The sequence below is a fragment of the Sphingomonas glaciei genome (genome assembly GCF_023380025.1).
Classification (GTDB): domain Bacteria; phylum Pseudomonadota; class Alphaproteobacteria; order Sphingomonadales; family Sphingomonadaceae; genus Sphingomicrobium; species Sphingomicrobium glaciei.
In genome coordinates, this window is record NZ_CP097253.1 from 579,093 (window position 1) to 598,758 (window position 19,666).

Here is a 19,666-nt window from a genome sequence, read left to right on the forward strand (position 1 = left end):
CATATGGCGGGCGGGATGCAAATGCGCAAGGATCAGGGTTCGAGCGAGACGCCGCGCTGAAGGGCCATTGCGCCAAGCTCGCGTTCCTGAACGTCGAATAATTGGCGTTGGAGGTTCTCGAGTTCAGGGAGCCTGACGAACTTTTCAAGCGTGGCGAGACACATCTTGCGTTCGTCGCCGGTCTTGCGGGCCGCGCTGAAATGATCGCTGACCTCATTCACCAAGGCGACCATGGCGCGACCGGCTGCCGTGACCGGCGGTCGTTTGAGAAGTTCGAGATAGAGATCCGCACTCTCTGACTCGCTCAGGGTTGCCCGCTGCTGGAAGAGTGCGACCCGGAGCTCGATAGCCCGCCTCCGGGTCAGGATGTCTGGCGACGGCTTCAGCATGGGCGGGCCGCCCGGCTGCGCGAAGAATTGCCTGCGCTTCTCGTCGTCCTCGCAAATCTCGGCCGTCAGCGCGACCTTTCCGGTCGCCTGTGGCGATTGAAATGCCGTGACGGCGGCAAGCAACGCTCCGAGATACAATAGAAGCCTCCGTACAATGACTGTGCCAGTGTGAAGGCTGCAGAGAGGCACTGCAAGAAGTGGCGTGCCGGCCCACCGGCCTCTAGATGTAGCCGCGATGAGCACCGACGAATCGCCTCACGACGAACCGGGCCTCGGCCTCGACCTGCCCGCGCAGCCGCTGGAGAAGAGCGCTGCGGCGTCGCCCTATCGCGTGCTGGCCCGCAAATATCGCCCGCAAAGCTTCGGTGAGCTGATCGGGCAGGACGCGATGGTCCGCACCCTCGGCAATGCGATCGCCAGTGGCCGCATCGCCCACGCCTTCCTGCTGACCGGGGTGCGCGGGGTCGGCAAGACCTCGACCGCGCGGCTGGTCGCCAAGGCGCTCAACTGCATAGGGCCCGACGGCCAGGGCGGCCCGACCATCGATCCGTGCGGCGTGTGCGAGCCGTGCCGGGCGATCGCCGAAGGGCGGCACATCGACGTAATTGAGATGGACGCCGCCAGCCACACCGGCGTCGACGATGTCCGCGAGATCATCGAGGCGGTGCGCTATTCGGCGGTCAGCGCGCGCTTCAAGATCTACATCATCGACGAAGTGCACATGCTGACCAAGAACGCCTTCAACGCGCTGTTGAAGACGCTCGAGGAACCGCCCGCACACGTCAAATTCCTGTTCGCGACCACTGAGGTCAACAAGGTGCCGGTGACGGTGCTGTCGCGCTGCCAGCGCTTCGACCTGCGTCGCATCCCGGCCGAGAAGCTGGTCGAGCACTTTCGCCGCATTGCCGAGATCGAGCAGGTGTCGATCGAGCCCGACGCGCTGCTGATGATCGCGCGGGCCGCCGAAGGCTCCGCCCGTGATGGCCTGTCGCTGCTCGACCAGGCGATTGCGCATGGCGGCGGCGAGGTGAAGACCGAAGCGGTGCGCGACATGCTCGGCCTCGCCGACCGCGGCCGCATCCGGCGTCTGCTGTCGCTGCTGCTGGCCGGCGATGCGTCGGGCAGCCTGGCAGAGCTTGACGAGGCGCAGGCGCTCGGGATCGACCCGGCCGCGCTGCTGCGCGGTCTGATGGAGCAGGTCCACGCCGCCTCCCGAGCCAAGGCCGGACGCGGCGGCGATCCGCTCGCCAGCGTGGAGGAGCGGACAGCCAGCGAAGAGCTCGGCGGCAGCCTCGGCTGGTCGCAACTGCATCGCCTGTGGCAGTTGCTCCTCAAGGGGCTGTCCGACGTCAGTCTCGCCCCCGACCCCAACGAAGCGGCGGCGATGGTTTTGCTTCGCCTGGTCCATGCCGCCGACCTGCCCGATCCGGCCGCGTTGCTGGCCAGGCTGCAGGGGCAGGGAGAGGGGGCGACGAGCTCGCCGGCTCCGCGACCGGCTGCGGCAGCCCCCGCGCCTCGCGCCGAATTGCCGGTACCCCCCGCACCCGCTCAGGCCGCTCCGCCGGAAACCACCGCACCGTCGCTGCCGGGAGGCTTCGGGGAACTGGTCGACTTCATCGAAGGCAAGGGCAAGGCGATCCGCGCCGTCCAGCTGCGCAACCAGGTCGGCCTAATCCGCTACGCCGCGGGTGAGCTTGCGTTGAAGCCGCTCCAGCCGCTCGGTGCCTCCTTCGCTCGGGAGCTTGAGGCGGAGCTTCGCTCGCTGACCGGCACCTCGTGGCAGGTGACCCTCTCCGACGGCGAGGCGCAGCCTTCGCTCGCTGCGCAGGAGAAAATGGCCGAAGAGCGTGCCCGCGACGCTATCCTGCGGGAGCCTTCGGTGGTCGCCGTGCTTTCAGCCTTTCCCGACGCCACCCTCGAATCCGTACAGCCCAAGGACTCCAACCATGCCTAGCCTCGAAGAAATTATGCAAATGGCGCAGAACGCGCAGGCCGAATTGCAGAAAGCCCAGGACAATCTCGACAAGATCGAGGTCGAGGGTCAGTCAGGCGGCGGCCTGGTCAAGATCAAGGCTTCGGCCAAGGGGCGGATCATCGGCGTGTCGATCGACGACAGCTTGCTGGTCCCGTCGGAAAAGACGATGGTCGAGGATCTGATCGCCGCCGCGCTCAACGACACCCGCGCCAAGGCCGACCAGGCGGCCGCCGCCGAAATGCAGAAGATGAGCTCGACCCTGCCCTTGCCGCCGGGCTTCCAGATGCCGTTCTGACCCGGAGCGCTTGACTCGACCTAGCGCAACGTCACTCTCTTCCGCTCGGAGGAGAGACAGCATGAGTATCTTGGGCGCGATGCAGCATCACCAGCTTCGGGTGATGCGCCTAGTCGACCATGCCGAGCGTGAGCATGGCGGGCGGGAGATCGTGACCTCTTGGGCTGACGGCACGATCGGCCGCACCAATTGGCGCGGCGTCGCTCAGGATGCGCGGCGGATGGCCAAGGCCCTCACCAAGCTTGGGATCCCGCGCGGCGATCGCGTGGCGACCCTGGCGATGAATCACGTCCATCACCTGACCAGCTGGTACGGCACGATCGGGATGGGCGGCATCCTCCACACCATTAATCCGCGGCTGTTTCCCGAGCAGCTGGCTTACATCGCCAACCATGCCGAGGATCGCGTGCTCCTCTACGACAAGGCCTTTTCGGCGGTGGTCGAGAAGATGAAGCCGCAGTGGAAGACGATCGAGCATTACATCTGCATGGACGACGGCGAGTTTCGCGCCTGGATCGACGCCGAGGACGATGAATTCGCCTGGGTCGAGGGCGACGAGCGTGAGCCGCTGGGGCTCTGCTACACCTCCGGCACCACCGGCAATCCCAAGGGCGTGCTCTACGAACATCGCTCGACCATGCTTCACACGATGGTCGAGGTCGGGCCCGACGTGTTCGAGCTCAGTGCGCGCTCGACCTGCCTGCCGATCGTGCCGATGTTCCATGCCAACGCCTGGGGTGTCCCGTGGGCGGCGCCGATGGTTGGCGCCAAACTGGTGCTGAGCGCCGACTATCGCCCGCAGCAGATGTGCGACCTGTTCCGCGACGAAGGCGTCACCCACAGTGCGGGCGTGCCGACCGTGTGGCTGGGCATGATCGACCATATCGAGCGAACCGGCGACCAGCTCGGGTCGCTCAAGAGCGTCACCATCGGCGGCTCGGCCGCGCCGCGCGCAATGGTCGAATGGTTCCGGCGCAAGGGCGTCAGGATCGGCCACGCCTGGGGCATGACCGAGATGAGCCCGATCGGCACCTGCGGCAATCCGCCGGCCAATTGGGACGACATGACCGACGAGGAACAGGTCGATTTCACCTGCCGGCAGGGGCGCATTCCGTTCGGCGTCGAACTCCGGATCGTCGACGACGAGGGCAACGAATTGCCACGCGACGGTGTCGCCACCGGCAGCCTTCAGACCCGCGGCCACTGGATCGTCGAGCGTTACTTCAAGGAAGAGCAGTCGGCGACCGACGCGGACTGCTGGTTCGACACCGGCGATGTCGCCGCACTCCATCCCGACGGCACCATGCAGATCACCGACCGGGCTAAGGACGTGATCAAGTCCGGCGGGGAGTGGATCAGTTCGATCGAGTTGGAGAATGCCGCGGTCGGGGTGCCCGGCGTGGCGGAGGCGGCGGCGATCGGGATTGCGCATCCCAAGTGGGACGAGCGGCCGTTGCTGCTGGTGGTCCGGTCAGCCGGGTCCGACGTCCACGAGGAAGCCATCCGCGAGCATCTGGCGAAGCATATCGCACGGTGGTGGATGCCCGACGCGATCGAGTTCGTGGAGGCGCTTCCCCACACCGCCACCGGCAAGCTCAGCAAGAAGACGCTGCGCGAGCAGTGGAAGCATTATGTCCTGCCGACCGCCGAGGCGATGGTCGGGCGCTGAAGGCTCTGCTAGAAGGCTGCTCGCTAGGGGGCCGGGCGGCCGCGTCGGAGACTTGTCTTCGCCGAGGAAAGTCCGGGCACCACGGAACAACGGTGCCGGGTAACGCCCGGCGGTCCCGCGCTTCGGCACGGGGTCAGGGATAGTGCCACAGAAAGCAAACCGCCGCTCTTCGGGGCGGTAAGGTCGAAAGGGTGCGGCAAGAGCGCACCGCGGCTCCGGCAACGGCAGCCGGCATGGTAAACCCCACCGGGTGCAAGACCGAATAGGGGCGGCATAGGGGCCTGTTCCGGCTCGTCGCCCGGGTTGGTCGCTGGAGCCTGTCGGTAACGGCAGGCCGAGAGGAATGGTCGCACATCCGTCTTCGGACGGAGGACAGAACCCGGCTTACAGGCCCCCTGGCACTTTCACGTCCTTCAACTAGTTAGAACATTCATGGCCCGCTCCACCCGCTCCAACGACTGGGGATTTCCCCGCTGGCGCTCCTATGCCGACAAGGGCCGGGACGCGGCGCGCGTGCGCCTGTGCGACCGGGAAGGCTGCCTGTCGCCAGGCGACCGGCCCGCCCCCAAGGCCCCGAACAGCCCCGAGCGGTGGCATTTCTGCGAAGCCCATGCCGCCGAATACAACAAGAACTGGGACTATTTCGCCAACCTGTCGGCAGCCGAAGCGGCCGAGCGCGAAGCGAACGAGCGCCGCGGCGCCAACGGCTACAAGCAAAGTTCGCATTACGCCTGGGCCGGTCCCGGCGACGGCACCCGCAGCCGCGAGGAGATGCGCGCGCTAGCGGTGCTCGAGGTCGATCCTGAAGCAGCCTTTGACGAGATCAAGGCTGCCCACCGCCGCCTGGCCAAGGCCAGCCACCCCGACCTCAAGCCCGGTGACGAAGATGCCGCCAAGCGCTTCCAGGCGGTGCAGGCGGCCTATGACGTGCTGAGGAAGGCCGAAGAGCGCAAGACCGCGGCCGGCTAGTCGACCGCGACGAAGGTCGCCGCGCTATGTGCGATCGGACGCTTCTCGTCGCCGCCATGCGCGACCCCGCGAACGAAGGCGACGTTGCGGGTGATCTTGTAGCATTCGCAGCGCGCGATCACTGTCTCGCCCTTGGACGCAGGCCGCAGATAGTCGAGCCTGAGGTCGAGCGTCACCGCCGCCCGGAACCCCCCTAGCGCGGTCCACACCGACGTCCCCGAGCAGGTATCGATCAGGCTGACGATCGCTCCGGTCGCGATGATCCCGCTCTCGGGCATGCTGACTAACTCGGGGCGCCACGGCAGCGCAAGCTCGACCCAGTCGTCGCCATGAGCACGATATTCCAGCCCGAGCGCGCGGCCGTGCCCGACCTTGCGGGCCATGGCGAAGAACAGCGCGGGATCGAACGGCGCGGAGACGCCCTCGCGGAAATCGCTCATGCCAGCCGCTTCGCGGTGTCCTGAACCAGCGCGATCATGTTGGGGATGCCCTGCGTCCGGTTCGACGAAAGCTGGCGCGACAGGTCGAACGGTTCGAGTTCGGCGGTGATGTCGGTGGCGGCGATGTCGGCCGGTGCGCGGTCCTGCACCGTACTCAGCACCAGGGCGACGATCCCCTTGGTGATGGCGGCGTTACTGTCGGCCAGGAAATGCAGGCGGCCATCCTCCAGCCGAGTGGGATAGACCCAGACGCTGGCCGAACAGCCCCGGACCTTGGTTGCGTCGGTCTTGAGCGCGTCGGGCATCGGCTCAAGCTCACGGCCGAGGTCGATGAGCAGACGGTAGCGCTCCTCGGCCTCGAGCAGCTCATAATCGTCGCGAAGGTCGGAGAGGGAGGGCAGGGGCATCGTTGGCGGCGATAGGCGATGCCTCCTCAGCAGGGAAGCGCTCCCGGGTTCAGCTGCGGCGCAGGTCTTCAATCTCGCGGGCCAGGCTGTTTTCCTTTTCCACCGTGATCCGCTCGAGGACCTGGATGCGCTCCTTCAGCTGGCGCACTTCGTCGCGCAGCAGGCGAGCCTCCCCGCTATCCTGTGGCGGAGGGAGTATCTCGCCATTTTCGTCAGTGCGGATCCCCATCTTGTGCTTGATGATCTGGAAGATGAAAATCATTCCAAGGATGATGAGGACGAACTCGAAGGGGTTCACTGCACCTTCTCCCGCATCGTCTCGAAGCTGACCGGCGAATCGCGCAGGGCCTCGATCTGAGCGGCGGTCTGGATTCCTCCATCGGTGGCGATCCGCTCCAGGACACGCACCCGCTGCTCGAGTTCGGCGACGCGGGTGGCGTATTGGGCAGCCTTCTCGGCGGTATTCTCACCCATGGCGGTAAGCTGACGCTCCTTCATCTCCATCGATCGCATGTAGACCTTGGCGAGGATGGCGATGATGGGGATCATCATGCCGATGATCGGGATCATAAGTGGCGACATGATTCGAAAACCTCTTGAAATGTGAGAGGGATACTAGCGCAGTTCCTCGATTTCGCGAGCGAGACTGCGGTTGTTGGTGAGGACGTAGCTTTCGACATCGGCCAGGCGGCGGTCGATCGCCTTGAGGTTCATCCGGATGTCGCGCGCAGTGCGGGTCGGCGAGACCCGGACCTGCTGCCAGAAGCGCTTGTCCTCGGGCGAATCATTGCTGAGTTCGCGCGGGCGATCCTCGGCGATCATCCCGAGCACGAAGTAGAATGGCAGGACGGCAAAACCCGAAAGCCAGATCGCCATGAACATCATGATGCGGACGACCAGGACGTCGACTCCGGTGTAATCTGCGATCCCTGCGCAGACGCCCATCACCTTTCCGTTGCGCTTGTCCTTGTAGAAGCGGGTGCGGGTTGGCGGCTGCGTGGCCATCTCAGCGAACCTCCCGGGCCCGGCTCCGCTCGGCCAGACGAGCGAATTCGGCGTCGATGTCGAGATCTGCGCTCCGCGAGGGCAGCGCCTGCTGCTCGGGAGCGCACTGCTGGCGCCAATTGGGGTTCTCGGCGGTCATGATCCGCTCGATCGAGCACATCCTGTCGTCCAGGCGCCGGGCCAGGTCGTGCAATTCCTCCAGCAGACGCTCATCACCGCCGGTCAGCGTGGCTGCGGTCTTCCAGCGAGTGACGTAGTGCATGATCAGCCATGGCAGGCCGATAAACAGCATGCCGACGATCAGTACTGGGATCAGTACGTCTTCCACCTATCATTCCCCCTTGTTCGCAAGGCGCGCCTTGAGCGCTTCCAATTCCTTGTCGACCTGCTCCTCGGCGCGAAGGTCGGCGATTTCTTCTTCCAGGCTCTTTGGCCCGGTCATCCCCAGCGCTTCGGCGCGGCCTTCGGCGAAGTCGGCCCGGCGTTCCAGCAGTTCGAACCGGCTGAACGCGTCCTCGGTCCGGCTGCCGTTCAGCATCTCGCGCGCCTTGGCACGGGTCACCGCGCTTTCGATCCGGGTCGAGATGGCGTTCTGGCGCGAACGGGCCTCGCGCAGCTTGCCCTGAAGCTTAGCGATATCGGCTTCATAGGCCTTGAGCGTGTTGTCGATCACCGCCACCTCGGCTTCCAGGCCCTTGGCCATGTCGGACGCCTTCTGGCGCTCGATCAGCGCAGCCTTGGCAAGGTCCTCGCGGCCCTTGGAAAGGGCAAGCTCGGCCTTTTCGGTCCAGCTGTCGGTGATTCCTTCGAGGCGAACCATTGCGCGACGCATTTCCTTGGCGTCGGCGATGCTGCGCGCGGCCGAAGCGCGAACTTCAACCAGCGTTTCCTCCATCTCGAGGATGACCATGCGGATCATCCGCGAGGGATCCTCCGCGCGGTCGAGAAGCTCGGTCAGATTGGCGGCCATGATGTCCCGAGTGCGGGAAAAGATGCTCATTCTAGTCGTACCTCACGAGAGTGGGGCCCTGTCGATGCACCAACTATGCACGGTTCGTGCCAGTTTTGCGAAAAGTCGAGAAACGCAGAATTGAGTCGCTGAGCCGATGTCCGTTGGTCGGAAAAAACTTGCCAAGGCTTGGAAAATCACACCAACTCTTGCCCGTGGCACGCACCTTGAATTTCATTGGCCAGAGCATCCCATTCCTCGACGCGGTCGAACGCGCGAGCCGTGCCGCCCCGCTCAATCGCCCGGTGCTGGTGATCGGGGAACGCGGCACCGGCAAGGAGCTGATCGCCGAGCGCCTGCACCACCTGTCCGGCCGCTGGGCCGGGCCGCTGGTGACCATGAACTGCGCGGCGCTGCCCGAGAATTTGATCGAGGCTGAACTGTTCGGGCATGAGGCGGGTGCTTTCACCGGCGCCGCCAAGACCCGCAAGGGCCGCTTCGAGGAAGCCGATGGCGGCACCCTGTTCCTCGACGAACTCGCGACCCTGTCGAGCCCGGCGCAGGACCGGCTGCTGCGCGCGGTCGAATATGGCGAGGTGACGCGCATCGGCGCCAGCCGTCCGGTCAAGGTCGATGTCCGCATCGTCGCTGCCACCAACGAACATCTGCCGCGCCTGGCGGAAGAGGGCAAGTTCCGGCTCGACCTGCTCGATCGGCTGAGCTTCGAGGTGGTGACCCTGCCGCCGCTTCGCCTGCGCAAGGGCGACGTTTCGCTGCTGGCTGAACATTTCGGGCGGCGCATGGCCTCGGAACTGGAGTGGGCCGGGTGGCCCGGTTTCTCGCGCGAGGCGATGGCGGCGCTGGAGAATTACGGCTGGCCGGGCAACGTCCGCGAACTGCGCAACGTGATCGAGCGGGCGGTGTATCGTTGGGACAGCCCGGACGAGCCGATCGCCGCCATCCAGTTCGACCCCTTCGCCTCACCCTGGTCGCTCGGTACCGCTTCCGTCGCGCCGACCGCCCTGGCTGCACCTGCTGCTGCGCCGGATAAGGAGGAGGGCGAGCCTGCGATCGCTGCTGCCTTGCCTAGCCCCGAGACCAGCGACTTCCGTGCCGCGGTGCACGCGTATGAACGAGCGATCCTCGAGCAGGCGCTGAAGGCGAATCGCTTCAACCAGCGCGCGACCGCGGCGGCGCTGAGCCTCAGCTACGACCAGCTGCGCCACGCCCTAAAGCGCCACAAGCTGATGGACACCGAACCCGCCTGACCCGCTGCCGCGTTGACTAAGCACTGGCCGCTGACCACATGGACGGTATTGTCTTACCAGCCCAAGGAGCTTGATCATGGCCTTCACCGTCGCCCCTCTGCCGTACGATTATGCGGCGCTCGAGCCGACCATCGATGCGACCACGATGAAGCTCCATCACGACAAGCATCACCAGACTTATGTCGATAACCTCAATAAGGCGGTCGAGGGTGATGCGTCGCTCCAGGGCAAGGGCCTCGAGGAACTGGTCGCCAATGCCGGTGCCGGTTCGAAGGTCGTCCGCAACAACGGCGGAGGGCACTGGAACCACAGCTTCTTCTGGGAGATCATGGCTCCCGGCGGCGGGAGCCCGAGCGGTGAGCTGGCGCAGGCGATCGACAGGGCGTTCGGGTCGCTCGATGGCCTCAAGGAGAAGTTCAACGCCGCGGGCGCCGGCCAGTTCGGTTCGGGCTGGGCGTGGCTGGTGGCGGTTCCGGGACAGGGGCTGGTGGTCAGCTCGACCCCCAATCAGGACAATCCGCTGATGGACGTCGCCGAGGTCAAAGGCACGCCGATCCTCGGTAATGACGTGTGGGAGCACGCCTATTACCTGACGTACAACAATCGCCGTGCCGATTACCTCAAGGCGTGGTGGGACGTGGTGAACTGGGACAAGGCGGCGGAGCGCTTCAGCCAGGCTTGAGATTCAAAGGGCCTCGGCGGCAAGCCGGGGCCCTTATGCTTTCAGCCGGTAGCCGGTCCGGAAGATCCAGAAGATGCCGGCCAGGCACACCCCGGCGAAGGCGAGCGTCGCGCCGAGCGCCAGCCCGAAGCTGACGTCCGCGGTGCCGAAGAAGCACCAGCGGAAGCCGTTGATCAGATACACCACTGGATTGAACAGGGTGATCGTCCGCCACGGCTCGGGCAGCATGTCGATCGAGTAGAAGGCGCCGCCGAGGAAGGTGAGCGGGGTGACGACCAGCAGCGGGATCACCTGCAACTGCTCGAACCCCTTTGCCCAGACGCCGATGATGAATCCGAACAGGCAAAACGTCACCGCGACCAAGATCAGGAAGGCAAGCGCGGCGATCGGATGCTCGACCCGCACCGGCACGAACAGGTGCGCGGTTGCGAAGATGACCAGCGCCACTAGGGTCGCCTTGGTCGCCGCGGCGCCGACATAGCCCAGTACCGTCTCCACCGCCGACAGAGGCGCCGAGAGGATCTCGTAGATGGTCCCCGTGAAGCGCGGCATGTGGATGCCGAAGCTGGCGTTGAAAATGCTCTCGGTGAACAGGCTCAGCATCATCAGGCCAGGTACGATGAAGGCGCCATAGGGGATGCCGTTGACCTCGGTCATGCGGCTTCCGATCGCCGAGCCGAACACGATGAAGTAGAGGCAGGTGGTGATCACCGGCACCGCCATCCCCGTCCACAGGGTGCGGCGGAAACGGTGCATCTCGAACTTGTAGATGGCGAGGACGCCGCGGACGTTCATTTGGCGCCTCCATGGATCAGGCCGACGAAGATGTCCTCGAGGCTCGACTGCTTGGTGTCGAGGTCCTTGAACGCAATGCCCTCGTCCCGCATTGCCGCCAGCAGCGACGGAATGCCGGTCCGCTCGGCATGCCGGTCGAAGTCGTAGGTGAGGGTGAGGCCGTCGTCCGACAATCGCGGTCGCCAATCCTGCAAGGCCGCCGGTACTGAACTCAAGGGCTCGGCCAGCTGCAGGTGAAGCGTCTTGCGACCGAGCTTCTTCATCAGCTCGGCCTTTTCCTCGACCAGGATCAGCTCGCCCTTGTTGATGACACCCACGCGGTCGGCCATCTCCTCGGCTTCCTCGATATAATGGGTCGTGAGGATGATGGTGACACCCTTTTCGCGCAGCTGGCGGACCATCGCCCACATTTCCTTGCGCAGTTCGACGTCGACGCCCGCGGTGGGCTCGTCGAGGAACAGGATGTCGGGCTCGTGGGCCAGCGCCTTGGCGATCATCACACGGCGCTTCATCCCGCCCGACAGGTCCTTGAGGATGTTCTTGCGCTTGTCCCACAAGGTGAGGTCGCGCAGCACCTGCTCGATATGCGCGTCGTTGCGGGGCAGGCCGAACAGTTCGCGACTGAAGGCGACCGTGTTCCAGACCGGCTCGAACACGTCGATGTTCATTTCCTGCGGGACCAGCCCGATGCGCCGCCGTGCGCCCTTATAGTCGTCCAGCCAGTGTTTGCCCTCGACCAACACCTCGCCCGAGGTAGCGCGAACAAGGCCGCAGACGATCGAGATCAGCGTCGTCTTGCCCGCGCCATTGGGCCCGAGCAGCGCAAAGATCTCGCCCGGCGCGATGTCTAGATCGACGCTTTTCAGTGCCTCGGTGCCGCTGGCGTAGGCCTTGCGCAGACCGCGGATCGAAAGGGCAGGGGTATTCATTCGACGGGTCCTGGCTCTTCGGGTTTGGCGTTCTCGGCGGTCAGGCCGTGGCGCAGCAGCATGGGGACATTGGCGGCGGCGAACAGGAAGGTGAGGGGAATCGCCCCCCACAGCTTGAATCCGACCCAGAAGTCGGTGCTGCTGTTGCGCCAGACTGCTTCGTTAAGTGCGGCCATGAAGAGGAAGAACAGCGCCCAGTTACGGGTCAGCTTGCGCCAACCGGCCTCGTCGAGCCCCGGGTAGGCGCTGCCCAGCACCATCTTCAGCAACGGCCTGTCCTTCCACAGCCCGAAGCCGAGGAGGGAGGCGACGAAGAGGTAGTAGATGGTGGGCTTGAGTTTGATGAAGGTTTCGTCGCGCAGCCACAGGGTCAGGCCGCCGAGGACGACCACCATGAATCCGCTGAACCACAGGAGCGGCGACACGCTGCGATAGCGGATGGCGGAATAGGCCACCGCCGCCACCATCGCGACCATGAACACCCCGGTAGCGACGAAGATCTTGGTCAGCGGCGATACCGGCGCCAGGAAATTGACCAGGAAGAACAGCAGCAGCGGACCGAAGTCGATCAGCAGCTTGGACCCACCGGCGGGCTCGGCCCGAGCGGTCACGGCGTCAGCCCGGCGATGGCGCGGGCGACGGCGCGGGGATCGAACGGACGGAGGTCGTTGACGTCCTCGCCGACGCCGATGGCGTGGATCGGTAGCTTGAAGCGCTCGGCCGCCGCGACCAGCACACCGCCGCGGGCGGTACCGTCGAGCTTGGTCATGACCAGCCCGGTCACCCCGGCCAGATCGCGGAACACCTCGATCTGGTTGAGCGCATTCTGCCCGGTTGTCGCGTCGAGGACGAGGATGACGTCATGCGGGCTTTCCGGGTTGAGCCGGCCCAGCACGCGCCGCACCTTGGACAATTCCTCCATCAGGTGGGTCTTGTTCTGGAGTCGCCCGGCGGTGTCGACGATCAGGCAGTCGATGCCGGTCTGGGTCGCCAGCTTGACGCCATCAAACACGATTCCCGCCGCGTCGCCGCCTTCCTTGCCGCTGATCACCGGCGCGTCGATGCGTGTCCCCCAGATGCGGAGCTGTTCGATGGCGGCGGCGCGAAAGGTGTCGCCCGCCGCCAGCATGACGCCATAATCCTGCTCCTTCAGCCAGGCGCCGAGCTTGCCGATGGTGGTCGTCTTGCCCGACCCGTTGACGCCGATCACCAGGATCACGTGCGGGCGGGGAAAGCCCCAGATGTCGAGCGGCTTGGCAACCGGCGTCAGGATCGCTTCCATCTCTTCCGCCAGGATGGTGCGCAGCCCGCGTTCATCGAGCTGCTCGAACCGGCGGGCAGCGATCGCATTGCGAATCCGCTTGGAGGCCTCGGGCCCGATGTCGGACGCGATCAGCGCTTCCTCAATATCGTCGAGGGTGGCGGTATCGAGCGCGGCCTTCGCGCCGGTGCCGAGCCCGCCGATATTGTCACCGAGACGGTCGGCAGTCTTGCGAAAGCCGCCGGTAAGTTTGTCGAGCCAGCTCATGGGAGGTCGATAAAGCCCTTGAAGACGTGGGTGGCGGAGCCGCGCATGCGCACCGGCTCGCCGGGGGCCCAGGCAATGGTGAGGCTGCCGCCCGCCATGTGGACGTTCACCGGCGAGGAGGCAAGGCGCGTCCGGATCGCGGCGATTGCGGTGGCGCAGGCCCCGGTCCCGCAGGCTCGGGTCAGGCCGGCGCCGCGTTCGAAGGTGCGGAGGCGGATGCTATTCACGCCCACGCTTGCGACATTGACGTTGATCCGCTCGGGAAACAACGGGTCGGTCTCGATGCCGGGACCGATGCCTTCGAGGTCGGCGTCCTCCAAATCATCGACGAAGAAGACGAGGTGCGGGTTGCCGACGTTGACGGCATAGGGCCGATCGAGATTCTCCCATCCCATCGGCAGGGGGTCGGTCGGCAGCGGGTAGGCGAGGGGGATGGCATCCCACTCGAAGCGGGGCTCGACCAGGGTGACCTCGACCGCGTCGCCTTCGCTCGCGCCGCTGAGCAGGCCGCCGGCGGTCTCGATCGTCGCCGCGCCGGTCAGCCTGACCACGCAGCGGGTGGCATTGCCGCAGCTTTGCACTTCGCTGCCGTCGGCGTTGAAGATCCGCATCCTGAGGTCGGCGCGGTCGCTGTGTTCGAGCAGGATCAACTGGTCGCAGCCGATCCCCTCGCGGCGGTCGGCGATGTGCCGGGCAAGCGCCTCGGTCATCTCCAGCGGCTGTTCGCGCGCGTCGAGAATGACGAAGTCGTTTCCGAGGCCGTGCATCTTGTGGAATTGCCGAAGCATCGCTGGCGACTTAAGCGGGCGCGAAACCTTCTGTCCACTTTCCCGGAGTTGATCGGCAATGCCCCGCGCCGCCCAAGACGTCATGCAATCGCTGATCTTCTCAGCCGTCCTCGATGCCATCGCTGCGCTGAAGAGCGCTAGCGGCAATCTTCCCAACAACCTGCTGCGCCAGGTGCAGGCGATCCACGGCAACGTGACCATGGCCGACTTGCCCAAGGAATTGCAGGATGCGATCGCCGCCAGCACTCGTGCCGCCTTTGCCGGGCTGCTGAAGGAAGGCTATTCGGTCGCGCCGCGCGATGCCGGGCCGGCTCGTCCGGCGCCGCGGCAGGGCGAGCTGGTCGCCCGCGGGGTCGACCGGACCCCGCGTCCCTCGTCGCGCGGTCCACGGAGCGATGGTCCGCGGGGTCCAAGCGGGGGCGCTCCGCGTGGGCCGCGCGGGGATCGTCCGTCCGGCGGACCGCCCCGTGGCCCGCGGGGTCCGCGCACGCCGCGGCAGGACTGAAAGGTGACTGAGACCGGCGTGGCGCTGCGACCGCGGCCGCTCGCCTTCCTGCCCAAGGCGCTGTTCGATCCGCAGAAGCCGCTGCGGTACGTCGCGATCGCCTGGGCCTGCGCGTTTTTCCCTTCGCTGTTGCTGTCGGCGCTGGTGAGCCAGCTGGTGCCGGACGCAGGGCCAGAATTCCCAAAGGTCGATCCCGGACTGCTGCTTTTCCTGCTGGTGGTGTTCGCCCCGGTGGTCGAAACCCTGATCATGGGCACCGTATTGTTGGTGCTCGAGCGCTTCGTGGGGTTCCTGCCTGCGGTGCTGATCAGTTCGCTCGGCTGGGGTATCGCGCACTCAATGCAGGCGCTGGCCTGGGGGCTGGTGATCTGGTGGCCGTTCCTGATCTTCTCGATCGTGTTCCTGACCTGGCGCCGCCGCAGCCTCGCCGCGGCCTTCGGCTTGCCAATGCTCATCCACGGCCTGCAGAACTTGGGACCGGCCTTGATCCTGGTTACCGGACTGAGCAGCTGAAGCTCCGTCCCGGCCGAAACCGGGGCGGAGGATCAATTACATCTGCACCGGGGCACCGAGCTTTTCGGCGATCCGCCTGACTTCCTCGTCGCTCGGCGGCTCCGGAACGTCGCGGCCGGGCGAAGCGGCCTCGTCCGGGATGCCCGGACCGGTGCCTGCGATGGTCTCGTTCTTGGGCGACTCATTGGGTCCGGTGCTGATCTTCTGGCTATCGTGCATCGTCTCGCCTCCTGTTCGCGTCGCGGGGGGTGCACTGAAAGGCGGCAGTGGGGCCAAGGGTTCCGCGCTCGATTGATTAGGCGGGCAGCCCGGCCCATATGTGAGGGGAAGCGAGCTGCCGCGTCCGGCGGCACCTAGGAGCCGAACAAGTTGACCCTTACCCTGCCTATCCTTCCGCTGCGCGACATCGTCGTCTTTCCCAAGCGGATCGTGCCCCTGTTCGTCGGTCGCGAGAAGTCGGTTGCCGCGCTTGAAGCGGCGATGGGCGAGGACAAGCAGATCTTCCTGGTCGCGCAGCTCGATCCCTCCGAGGACGATCCCGATCGGGATGCGCTGTACGACCTGGGCGTGATCGCCACCGCCATGCAGCTGCTGAAGCTGCCCGACGGCACGGTTCGCGTGCTGGTCGAGGGCGTCAAGCGGGCGCGGCTGATCGGCCTATCGAACGAGGCGGGCCACCTGACCGCCGAGATCGAGGAAATCGACGAGGAGCCTGCCGAGGGGCCGGAGGCTCAGGCCCTGATGCGCTCGGTGCTCGAGCAGTTCGACAATTATGCCAAGCTCAATAAGCGCCTGCCGGCGGAGACCGGCGTGCAGCTGGCCGAAATCGAGGACGCTTCGGTGCTGGCCGATGCGGTCGCTTCCAACCTGTCGGTCAAGGTCGCCGACAAGCAGGCGCTGCTGGGCGAGCTTAACCCGGCGCGCCGGCTGGAAATGGTGTTCGCCTTCATGGAGGGCGAGCTTGGCGTGCTTCAGGTCGAGAAGAAAATCCGCAGCCGCGTGAAGCGGCAGATGGAGAAGACCCAGCGCGAATATTACCTCAACGAGCAACTGAAGGCGATCCAGCGCGAGCTTGGCAATGAAAGCGAGGACGGCGGCGACGAGCTGGCCGAACTGGCCGCCAAGATCCGCAAGACCCGGCTCAGCAAGGAGGCTCGGGTCAAAGCCACCGCCGAGCTGAAGAAGCTCAAGGCGATGGCACCGATGAGCGCCGAGGCGACCGTCGCGCGCAATTACCTCGACGTGCTGCTTGGCCTGCCGTGGGGCAAGAAGAGCAAGCTCAACAAGGACATCGTGGTCGCCGAGAAGGTGCTCGACGACGACCATTACGGGTTGGAGAAGGTCAAGGACCGGATCGTCGAATATCTCGCGGTCCAGGCCCGTACCAACAAGCTCAAGGGCCCGATCCTGTGCCTGGTCGGCCCGCCGGGCGTCGGCAAGACCTCGCTCGGCCGCTCGATCGCCAAGGCCTGCGGGCGTGAGTTCGTTCGTCAGAGCCTCGGCGGCGTGCGCGACGAGGCGGAGATCCGCGGCCACCGCCGGACCTATATCGGCTCACTGCCCGGCAAGATCGTGTCCAACCTCAAGAAGGCCGGGACCAGTAATCCGCTGTTCCTGCTCGACGAGATCGACAAGCTCGGGCAGGATTTCCGCGGTGATCCTGCGTCGGCCCTGTTGGAGGTCCTCGACCCCGAACAGAACAGCCGGTTCCAGGATCATTATCTCGAGCTCGACTACGACCTCAGCGACATCATGTTCGTGACCACCGCGAACAGCCTCGACATGCCGCAGCCTTTGCTCGACCGGATGGAGATCATCCGCCTCGAAGGCTACACCGAGGACGAAAAGGTCGAGATCGCCAATCGCCACCTCATCCCCAAGCAGCTCGAGGCGCATGGGTTGAAGGCCGGCGAACTGACGATCGCCGACGAAGGCCTGCGCGGGGTGTTGCGTTATTACACCCGTGAGGCGGGCGTCCGTACGCTCGAGCGGGAGCTGGCCAAGATCGCCCGCAAGGCGCTGCGCCAGATCCTCGAGGGCAAGGCGACGAGCGTGGTCGTCACCGACGAAAACCTCCACGATTTTCTGGGCGTGAAGAAGTATCGCTTCGGGGTCGGCGAGGAAGAGGATCAGATCGGCGCGGTGACCGGGCTCGCCTGGACCGAAGTCGGGGGCGAGCTGCTGACCATCGAGGCGGTGACCGTGCCCGGTAAGGGTCAGATCCGCACCACCGGCAAGCTCGGCGAAGTGATGACCGAAAGCGTCCAGGCGGCGTGGAGCTTCGTCAAGGCACGCAGCCCCGCTTATGGCGTCAAGCCGAGCGTATTCGCCAAGAAGGATGTCCACGTCCACTTGCCCGAAGGCGCGGTTCCCAAGGACGGTCCGTCTGCCGGCATCGGCATGGTGACCGCTTTGATCTCGACCCTGACCGGGATCCCGGTGCGCCGCGACGTCGCCATGACCGGGGAGGTCACGTTGCGCGGCCGCGTGCTGCCGATCGGTGGCCTCAAGGAGAAATTGCTGGCTGCCCTTCGCGGGGGAATCACCACGGTCCTCATTCCGCAGGAGAATGAAAAGGACTTGGCGGAGCTTCCGGCCAAGCTGCGCGACGCGCTGACGATCGTTCCGGTGTCGCATGTCGACGAGGTGCTGGCCCGGGCGCTCAGTTCCAAGTTGGAGCCTATCGAGTGGACCGAAGCGGACGAACATGCCGCCGAGCCGGTCGCGCCAACGCAGCCGCAAGCCTCTTCGGCGCTTCGCCACTAGCGCTTTCGCAGTTGCATCGGCACCAGAGGGCCACATCAATTTGTACTCGCGGCGAGTAGGTGCCGGGAGAGAGGAAGGTTTATGAACAAGCAGGATCTGATCGGGCAGGTCGCCGATCGCGCGGGCCTCAACCGGATGGACGCCGCCCGCGCCGTGGAAACCATGCTCGAGGTGATCACCGATGCCCTCAGCCGCGGCGATGAAGTGCGGCTGGTAGGCTTCGGAAATTTCGTGGTGACCCGGCGCAAGGCCTCTGTCGGGCGCAATCCGCGTACCGGCGAGCCGCTTCAGATCGACAGCACGGCGCAGCCCAAGTTCCGCGCCGGCAAGCTTCTCAAGGAAGCGGTACAGTAAACACGCTGGACAGGGTGCGGAGCCTTCGCTAACCGCCCCTCCCATCAGGCGTGGGCGCGTAGCTCAGTGGTAGAGCACACCCTTCACACGGGTGGGGTCGCAGGTTCAATCCCTGCCGCGCCCACCACGCCTCCTCCCGTCCGCGGCCCTCTTGCTACTGCAGATACGCCGCGCTGAAGCTGGCGACCCGGCGGATCTCCTCCCAATCGTCGAACAGGATGTCACGCCCTTCGCGGCGGATCAGGCCCTGCCGCTCGAGGTCGGCGAACACGCGGTTGACGTTGACGCTGGTCTGGCCGGTAATGTCGGCGATCTGCTGCTGGGTGAACGGATTGGTCAGCCGGTGCTGGGCCGGATCGACCCCGCTCCGTTCGGCGAGTTCGCACAGCAGGTGAACCACGCGCGCGGTGGAATCGCGCCGGCCGCAATTGAGCAGCCATTCGTAGCCGATCGAGGCATGGCGCTGGGTCAGCTTCCAGAAAAAGCGGGCGAGTTCGGGATTGGCATCGACCACCGGATCGAAATCGCGCTGCTGGACCACCAGCACGCGGCTCTTCACGATCGCCTGGATGCCGTAATCGGCCGCGGTGTCGCCGGGCAGAATTCCGTCACCGGCAAAGCGCAGCGAAATGATCTGGCGGCGGCCAGTGCCGTCGGCCTTGTACTTGGCGAGAATCCCGCTTTCGACGAAGAACACTTCGTTGCGATCGGTGCCGGCTTCGCGAAAGGGGCGGCGCGGATCGACATCGACCGCCTTGCTCGGCATTTCCTCGAGCGCGGCTGCGAGATGCGGCTCAAGTCCTGCCCTGAGCAGGGCCTCCCCAAGCAGAACTTCACCGCCGGCGGCGCCTCTTGAGCGCTTGCTCATCGTCGTCACCTTTCCTCCCCTACAAGGAGGAATATCGCGCTTCGGCTCTGAACGTGCAAGTGACTTAACACAGGTTAATTTCCACCTTCTATTTTTATGGCCAGCCGCCAGGTATCGCGGAGGGCGTGGATCAGGTCATCTGTCGCAGTTTGCGTGTTGCCGAGGTCGGGCAGTGCCGGCCAGCCCTTGTCGGGAAAAGTTTGCTGTTCGAACTGTCGTTCGCCCGCGTAGCGTGGGAGAACGTGAAAATGCACATGCGGGTCGACCATCATCAGCATGAGATAGTTGATCCGCTCATAGCGGCTGAATAGGCGAAGTGATCGTTCAATTCGGGTAACCAACTCCCCTTGCTCGATAAAGGCCTCGCGCGGAAGATCGGCATAAGCCATCGCTTCGCCAAGTGCGCAAAGCACGAGGCTGCCGAGAGTCGGCTGCGCAGGGCGCACTAGGACCGCCCAGTGACTTCCTTCGTGGAGGAGATTGCGGGGGTAGCCGAACTTGACGAGGGTCGCGTGCGGGGGGTGGTTGCGGATCAACTGGTCAGACTTGCTTGCATCGGGGCGGCGTCACCC

General features: G+C 65.3%; 26 protein-coding genes, 1 tRNA gene and 1 other RNA gene. 12 read left to right on the forward strand and 16 right to left on the reverse strand.

Going from position 1 to position 19,666, the window contains the following annotated elements:
* Positions 1-32 precede the first annotated feature (32 nt).
* Positions 33-512: a hypothetical protein gene (locus tag M1K48_RS02615; protein WP_249504327.1), complete on the reverse strand. Its 480-nt coding sequence runs from the start codon at positions 510-512 to the stop codon at positions 33-35.
* A 112-nt stretch (positions 513-624) separates the two neighbouring features.
* Between M1K48_RS02615 and M1K48_RS02620 the strand changes: the two genes are divergently transcribed.
* The 5 genes from M1K48_RS02620 (at position 625) to M1K48_RS02640 (ending at position 5,297) form a co-directional block, all read left to right on the forward strand.
* Positions 625-2,343: a DNA polymerase III subunit gamma/tau gene (locus tag M1K48_RS02620; RefSeq protein WP_249504328.1), complete on the forward strand. Its 1,719-nt coding sequence runs from the start codon at positions 625-627 to the stop codon at positions 2,341-2,343.
* Positions 2,336-2,659, forward strand: coding sequence for a YbaB/EbfC family nucleoid-associated protein (locus tag M1K48_RS02625; RefSeq protein ID WP_249504329.1), 324 nt, complete (start codon positions 2,336-2,338; stop codon positions 2,657-2,659). The genes M1K48_RS02620 and M1K48_RS02625 overlap by 8 nt, the downstream gene beginning before the upstream one ends.
* Positions 2,660-2,720: 61 nt before the next feature.
* Positions 2,721-4,328 (forward strand): long-chain fatty acid--CoA ligase, encoded by a 1,608-nt coding sequence (locus M1K48_RS02630; RefSeq protein ID WP_249504330.1) that lies wholly within the window; start codon positions 2,721-2,723, stop codon positions 4,326-4,328.
* A 23-nt stretch (positions 4,329-4,351) separates the two neighbouring features.
* An RNA gene (rnpB, locus tag M1K48_RS02635) (RNase P RNA component class A) lies at positions 4,352-4,731 on the forward strand.
* 29 nt (positions 4,732-4,760) lie between these two features.
* Positions 4,761-5,297 (forward strand): J domain-containing protein, encoded by a 537-nt coding sequence (locus M1K48_RS02640; RefSeq protein ID WP_249504331.1) that lies wholly within the window; start codon positions 4,761-4,763, stop codon positions 5,295-5,297.
* Here the strand turns inward: M1K48_RS02640 and M1K48_RS02645 are convergent.
* The 7 genes from M1K48_RS02645 to pspA are packed head-to-tail and all read right to left on the reverse strand — an operon-like array spanning position 5,294 to position 8,149.
* A complete protein-coding gene (locus M1K48_RS02645; protein ID WP_249504332.1) occupies positions 5,294-5,737 on the reverse strand; it encodes a PaaI family thioesterase in 444 nt (147 codons plus the stop codon). The two genes, M1K48_RS02640 and M1K48_RS02645, sit on opposite strands and share 4 nt — an antisense overlap.
* Positions 5,734-6,144 (reverse strand): SufE family protein, encoded by a 411-nt coding sequence (locus M1K48_RS02650; protein ID WP_249504333.1) that lies wholly within the window; start codon positions 6,142-6,144, stop codon positions 5,734-5,736. Before M1K48_RS02650 ends, M1K48_RS02645 begins: the two co-directional genes overlap by 4 nt.
* Positions 6,145-6,193: 49 nt before the next feature.
* Positions 6,194-6,442: a hypothetical protein gene (locus tag M1K48_RS02655; RefSeq protein WP_249504334.1), complete on the reverse strand. Its 249-nt coding sequence runs from the start codon at positions 6,440-6,442 to the stop codon at positions 6,194-6,196.
* Positions 6,439-6,726, reverse strand: a complete 288-nt coding sequence (locus M1K48_RS02660) for a hypothetical protein (RefSeq protein ID WP_249504335.1) — start codon at positions 6,724-6,726, stop codon at positions 6,439-6,441. The genes M1K48_RS02655 and M1K48_RS02660 overlap by 4 nt, the downstream gene beginning before the upstream one ends.
* Before the next feature lie 33 nt (positions 6,727-6,759).
* On the reverse strand, positions 6,760-7,149 hold the full coding sequence (gene pspC / locus M1K48_RS02665; protein ID WP_249504336.1) for an envelope stress response membrane protein PspC: 390 nt from the start codon (positions 7,147-7,149) through the stop codon (positions 6,760-6,762).
* Between the two features lies 1 nt (position 7,150).
* Positions 7,151-7,477: an envelope stress response membrane protein PspB gene (gene pspB, locus M1K48_RS02670; protein ID WP_249504337.1), complete on the reverse strand. Its 327-nt coding sequence runs from the start codon at positions 7,475-7,477 to the stop codon at positions 7,151-7,153.
* 3 nt (positions 7,478-7,480) lie between these two features.
* Positions 7,481-8,149, reverse strand: a complete 669-nt coding sequence (gene pspA / locus M1K48_RS02675) for a phage shock protein PspA (protein ID WP_249504338.1) — start codon at positions 8,147-8,149, stop codon at positions 7,481-7,483.
* A 164-nt stretch (positions 8,150-8,313) separates the two neighbouring features.
* Between pspA and pspF the strand changes: the two genes are divergently transcribed.
* Together pspF and M1K48_RS02685 are read left to right on the forward strand one after the other, a co-directional pair.
* On the forward strand, positions 8,314-9,366 hold the full coding sequence (gene pspF, locus M1K48_RS02680) for a phage shock protein operon transcriptional activator (RefSeq protein WP_249504339.1): 1,053 nt from the start codon (positions 8,314-8,316) through the stop codon (positions 9,364-9,366).
* Between the two features lie 76 nt (positions 9,367-9,442).
* A complete protein-coding gene (locus M1K48_RS02685) occupies positions 9,443-10,048 on the forward strand; it encodes a superoxide dismutase (RefSeq protein ID WP_249504340.1) in 606 nt (201 codons plus the stop codon).
* A gap of 33 nt (positions 10,049-10,081) precedes the next feature.
* Here the strand turns inward: M1K48_RS02685 and M1K48_RS02690 are convergent, their stop codons facing one another.
* Genes M1K48_RS02690 through dapF form a run of 5 tightly spaced genes read right to left on the reverse strand, consistent with a single transcriptional unit; the run spans position 10,082 to position 14,088 of the window.
* The gene (locus M1K48_RS02690; protein ID WP_249504341.1) at positions 10,082-10,843 is read right to left on the reverse strand and encodes an ABC transporter permease; all 762 of its coding nucleotides are present in this window, start codon (positions 10,841-10,843) and stop codon (positions 10,082-10,084) included.
* On the reverse strand, positions 10,840-11,772 hold the full coding sequence (locus tag M1K48_RS02695) for an ABC transporter ATP-binding protein (protein WP_249504342.1): 933 nt from the start codon (positions 11,770-11,772) through the stop codon (positions 10,840-10,842). Before M1K48_RS02695 ends, M1K48_RS02690 begins: the two co-directional genes overlap by 4 nt.
* Complete coding sequence (locus M1K48_RS02700) at positions 11,769-12,383, reverse strand: septation protein A (RefSeq protein WP_249504343.1); 615 nt, start codon at positions 12,381-12,383, stop codon at positions 11,769-11,771. The genes M1K48_RS02695 and M1K48_RS02700 overlap by 4 nt, the downstream gene beginning before the upstream one ends.
* The gene (gene ftsY / locus M1K48_RS02705; RefSeq protein WP_249504344.1) at positions 12,380-13,300 is read right to left on the reverse strand and encodes a signal recognition particle-docking protein FtsY; all 921 of its coding nucleotides are present in this window, start codon (positions 13,298-13,300) and stop codon (positions 12,380-12,382) included. The genes M1K48_RS02700 and ftsY overlap by 4 nt, the downstream gene beginning before the upstream one ends.
* The gene (gene dapF / locus M1K48_RS02710) at positions 13,297-14,088 is read right to left on the reverse strand and encodes a diaminopimelate epimerase (protein WP_249504345.1); all 792 of its coding nucleotides are present in this window, start codon (positions 14,086-14,088) and stop codon (positions 13,297-13,299) included. Before dapF ends, ftsY begins: the two co-directional genes overlap by 4 nt.
* Positions 14,089-14,146: 58 nt before the next feature.
* Here dapF and M1K48_RS02715 point away from each other — a divergent pair, with 58 nt between their 5' ends.
* A complete protein-coding gene (locus M1K48_RS02715) occupies positions 14,147-14,593 on the forward strand; it encodes a hypothetical protein (RefSeq protein ID WP_249504346.1) in 447 nt (148 codons plus the stop codon).
* A 3-nt stretch (positions 14,594-14,596) separates the two neighbouring features.
* On the forward strand, positions 14,597-15,106 hold the full coding sequence (locus M1K48_RS02720; protein WP_249504347.1) for a CPBP family intramembrane glutamic endopeptidase: 510 nt from the start codon (positions 14,597-14,599) through the stop codon (positions 15,104-15,106).
* A gap of 36 nt (positions 15,107-15,142) precedes the next feature.
* Here M1K48_RS02720 and M1K48_RS02725 read toward each other — a convergent pair whose 3' ends face one another.
* Complete coding sequence (locus M1K48_RS02725; protein WP_249504348.1) at positions 15,143-15,325, reverse strand: hypothetical protein; 183 nt, start codon at positions 15,323-15,325, stop codon at positions 15,143-15,145.
* A gap of 150 nt (positions 15,326-15,475) precedes the next feature.
* Between M1K48_RS02725 and lon the strand changes: the two genes are divergently transcribed.
* The 3 genes from lon (at position 15,476) to M1K48_RS02740 (ending at position 18,353) form a co-directional block, all read left to right on the forward strand.
* Complete coding sequence (gene lon / locus M1K48_RS02730; protein ID WP_249504349.1) at positions 15,476-17,872, forward strand: endopeptidase La; 2,397 nt, start codon at positions 15,476-15,478, stop codon at positions 17,870-17,872.
* 81 nt (positions 17,873-17,953) lie between these two features.
* Positions 17,954-18,226, forward strand: coding sequence for an HU family DNA-binding protein (locus M1K48_RS02735; RefSeq protein WP_168069421.1), 273 nt, complete (start codon positions 17,954-17,956; stop codon positions 18,224-18,226).
* Positions 18,227-18,278: 52 nt separating this feature from the next.
* Positions 18,279-18,353: transfer RNA gene (locus M1K48_RS02740), tRNA-Val, on the forward strand.
* Between the two features lie 27 nt (positions 18,354-18,380).
* Here the strand turns inward: M1K48_RS02740 and M1K48_RS02745 are convergent.
* Positions 18,381-19,094 (reverse strand): Crp/Fnr family transcriptional regulator, encoded by a 714-nt coding sequence (locus tag M1K48_RS02745; RefSeq protein WP_249504350.1) that lies wholly within the window; start codon positions 19,092-19,094, stop codon positions 18,381-18,383.
* Between the two features lie 74 nt (positions 19,095-19,168).
* The gene (locus M1K48_RS02750; protein ID WP_249504351.1) at positions 19,169-19,630 is read right to left on the reverse strand and encodes an HIT family protein; all 462 of its coding nucleotides are present in this window, start codon (positions 19,628-19,630) and stop codon (positions 19,169-19,171) included.
* Positions 19,631-19,666 lie beyond the last annotated feature (36 nt).

What these genes read in the sequence shown, in the direction of transcription:
- pspA (WP_249504338.1), bottom strand. Translation starts at nt 8,149, where the DNA reads ATGAGCATCTTTTCCCGCACTCGGGACATCATGGCCGCCAATCTGACC.
- M1K48_RS02620 (WP_249504328.1), top strand. Translation starts at nt 625, where the DNA reads ATGAGCACCGACGAATCGCCTCACGACGAACCGGGCCTCGGCCTCGAC.
- M1K48_RS02685 (WP_249504340.1), top strand. Translation starts at nt 9,443, where the DNA reads ATGGCCTTCACCGTCGCCCCTCTGCCGTACGATTATGCGGCGCTCGAG.
- dapF (WP_249504345.1), bottom strand. Translation starts at nt 14,088, where the DNA reads ATGCTTCGGCAATTCCACAAGATGCACGGCCTCGGAAACGACTTCGTC.
- M1K48_RS02630 (WP_249504330.1), top strand. Translation starts at nt 2,721, where the DNA reads ATGAGTATCTTGGGCGCGATGCAGCATCACCAGCTTCGGGTGATGCGC.
- pspC (WP_249504336.1), bottom strand. Translation starts at nt 7,149, where the DNA reads ATGGCCACGCAGCCGCCAACCCGCACCCGCTTCTACAAGGACAAGCGC.
- M1K48_RS02650 (WP_249504333.1), bottom strand. Translation starts at nt 6,144, where the DNA reads ATGCCCCTGCCCTCCCTCTCCGACCTTCGCGACGATTATGAGCTGCTC.
- M1K48_RS02640 (WP_249504331.1), top strand. Translation starts at nt 4,761, where the DNA reads ATGGCCCGCTCCACCCGCTCCAACGACTGGGGATTTCCCCGCTGGCGC.
- M1K48_RS02690 (WP_249504341.1), bottom strand. Translation starts at nt 10,843, where the DNA reads ATGAACGTCCGCGGCGTCCTCGCCATCTACAAGTTCGAGATGCACCGT.
- M1K48_RS02725 (WP_249504348.1), bottom strand. Translation starts at nt 15,325, where the DNA reads ATGCACGATAGCCAGAAGATCAGCACCGGACCCAATGAGTCGCCCAAG.
- M1K48_RS02695 (WP_249504342.1), bottom strand. Translation starts at nt 11,772, where the DNA reads ATGAATACCCCTGCCCTTTCGATCCGCGGTCTGCGCAAGGCCTACGCC.
- M1K48_RS02645 (WP_249504332.1), bottom strand. Translation starts at nt 5,737, where the DNA reads ATGAGCGATTTCCGCGAGGGCGTCTCCGCGCCGTTCGATCCCGCGCTG.
- ftsY (WP_249504344.1), bottom strand. Translation starts at nt 13,300, where the DNA reads ATGAGCTGGCTCGACAAACTTACCGGCGGCTTTCGCAAGACTGCCGAC.
- M1K48_RS02660 (WP_249504335.1), bottom strand. Translation starts at nt 6,726, where the DNA reads ATGTCGCCACTTATGATCCCGATCATCGGCATGATGATCCCCATCATC.
- M1K48_RS02715 (WP_249504346.1), top strand. Translation starts at nt 14,147, where the DNA reads ATGCCCCGCGCCGCCCAAGACGTCATGCAATCGCTGATCTTCTCAGCC.
- M1K48_RS02745 (WP_249504350.1), bottom strand. Translation starts at nt 19,094, where the DNA reads ATGAGCAAGCGCTCAAGAGGCGCCGCCGGCGGTGAAGTTCTGCTTGGG.
- M1K48_RS02625 (WP_249504329.1), top strand. Translation starts at nt 2,336, where the DNA reads ATGCCTAGCCTCGAAGAAATTATGCAAATGGCGCAGAACGCGCAGGCC.
- M1K48_RS02735 (WP_168069421.1), top strand. Translation starts at nt 17,954, where the DNA reads ATGAACAAGCAGGATCTGATCGGGCAGGTCGCCGATCGCGCGGGCCTC.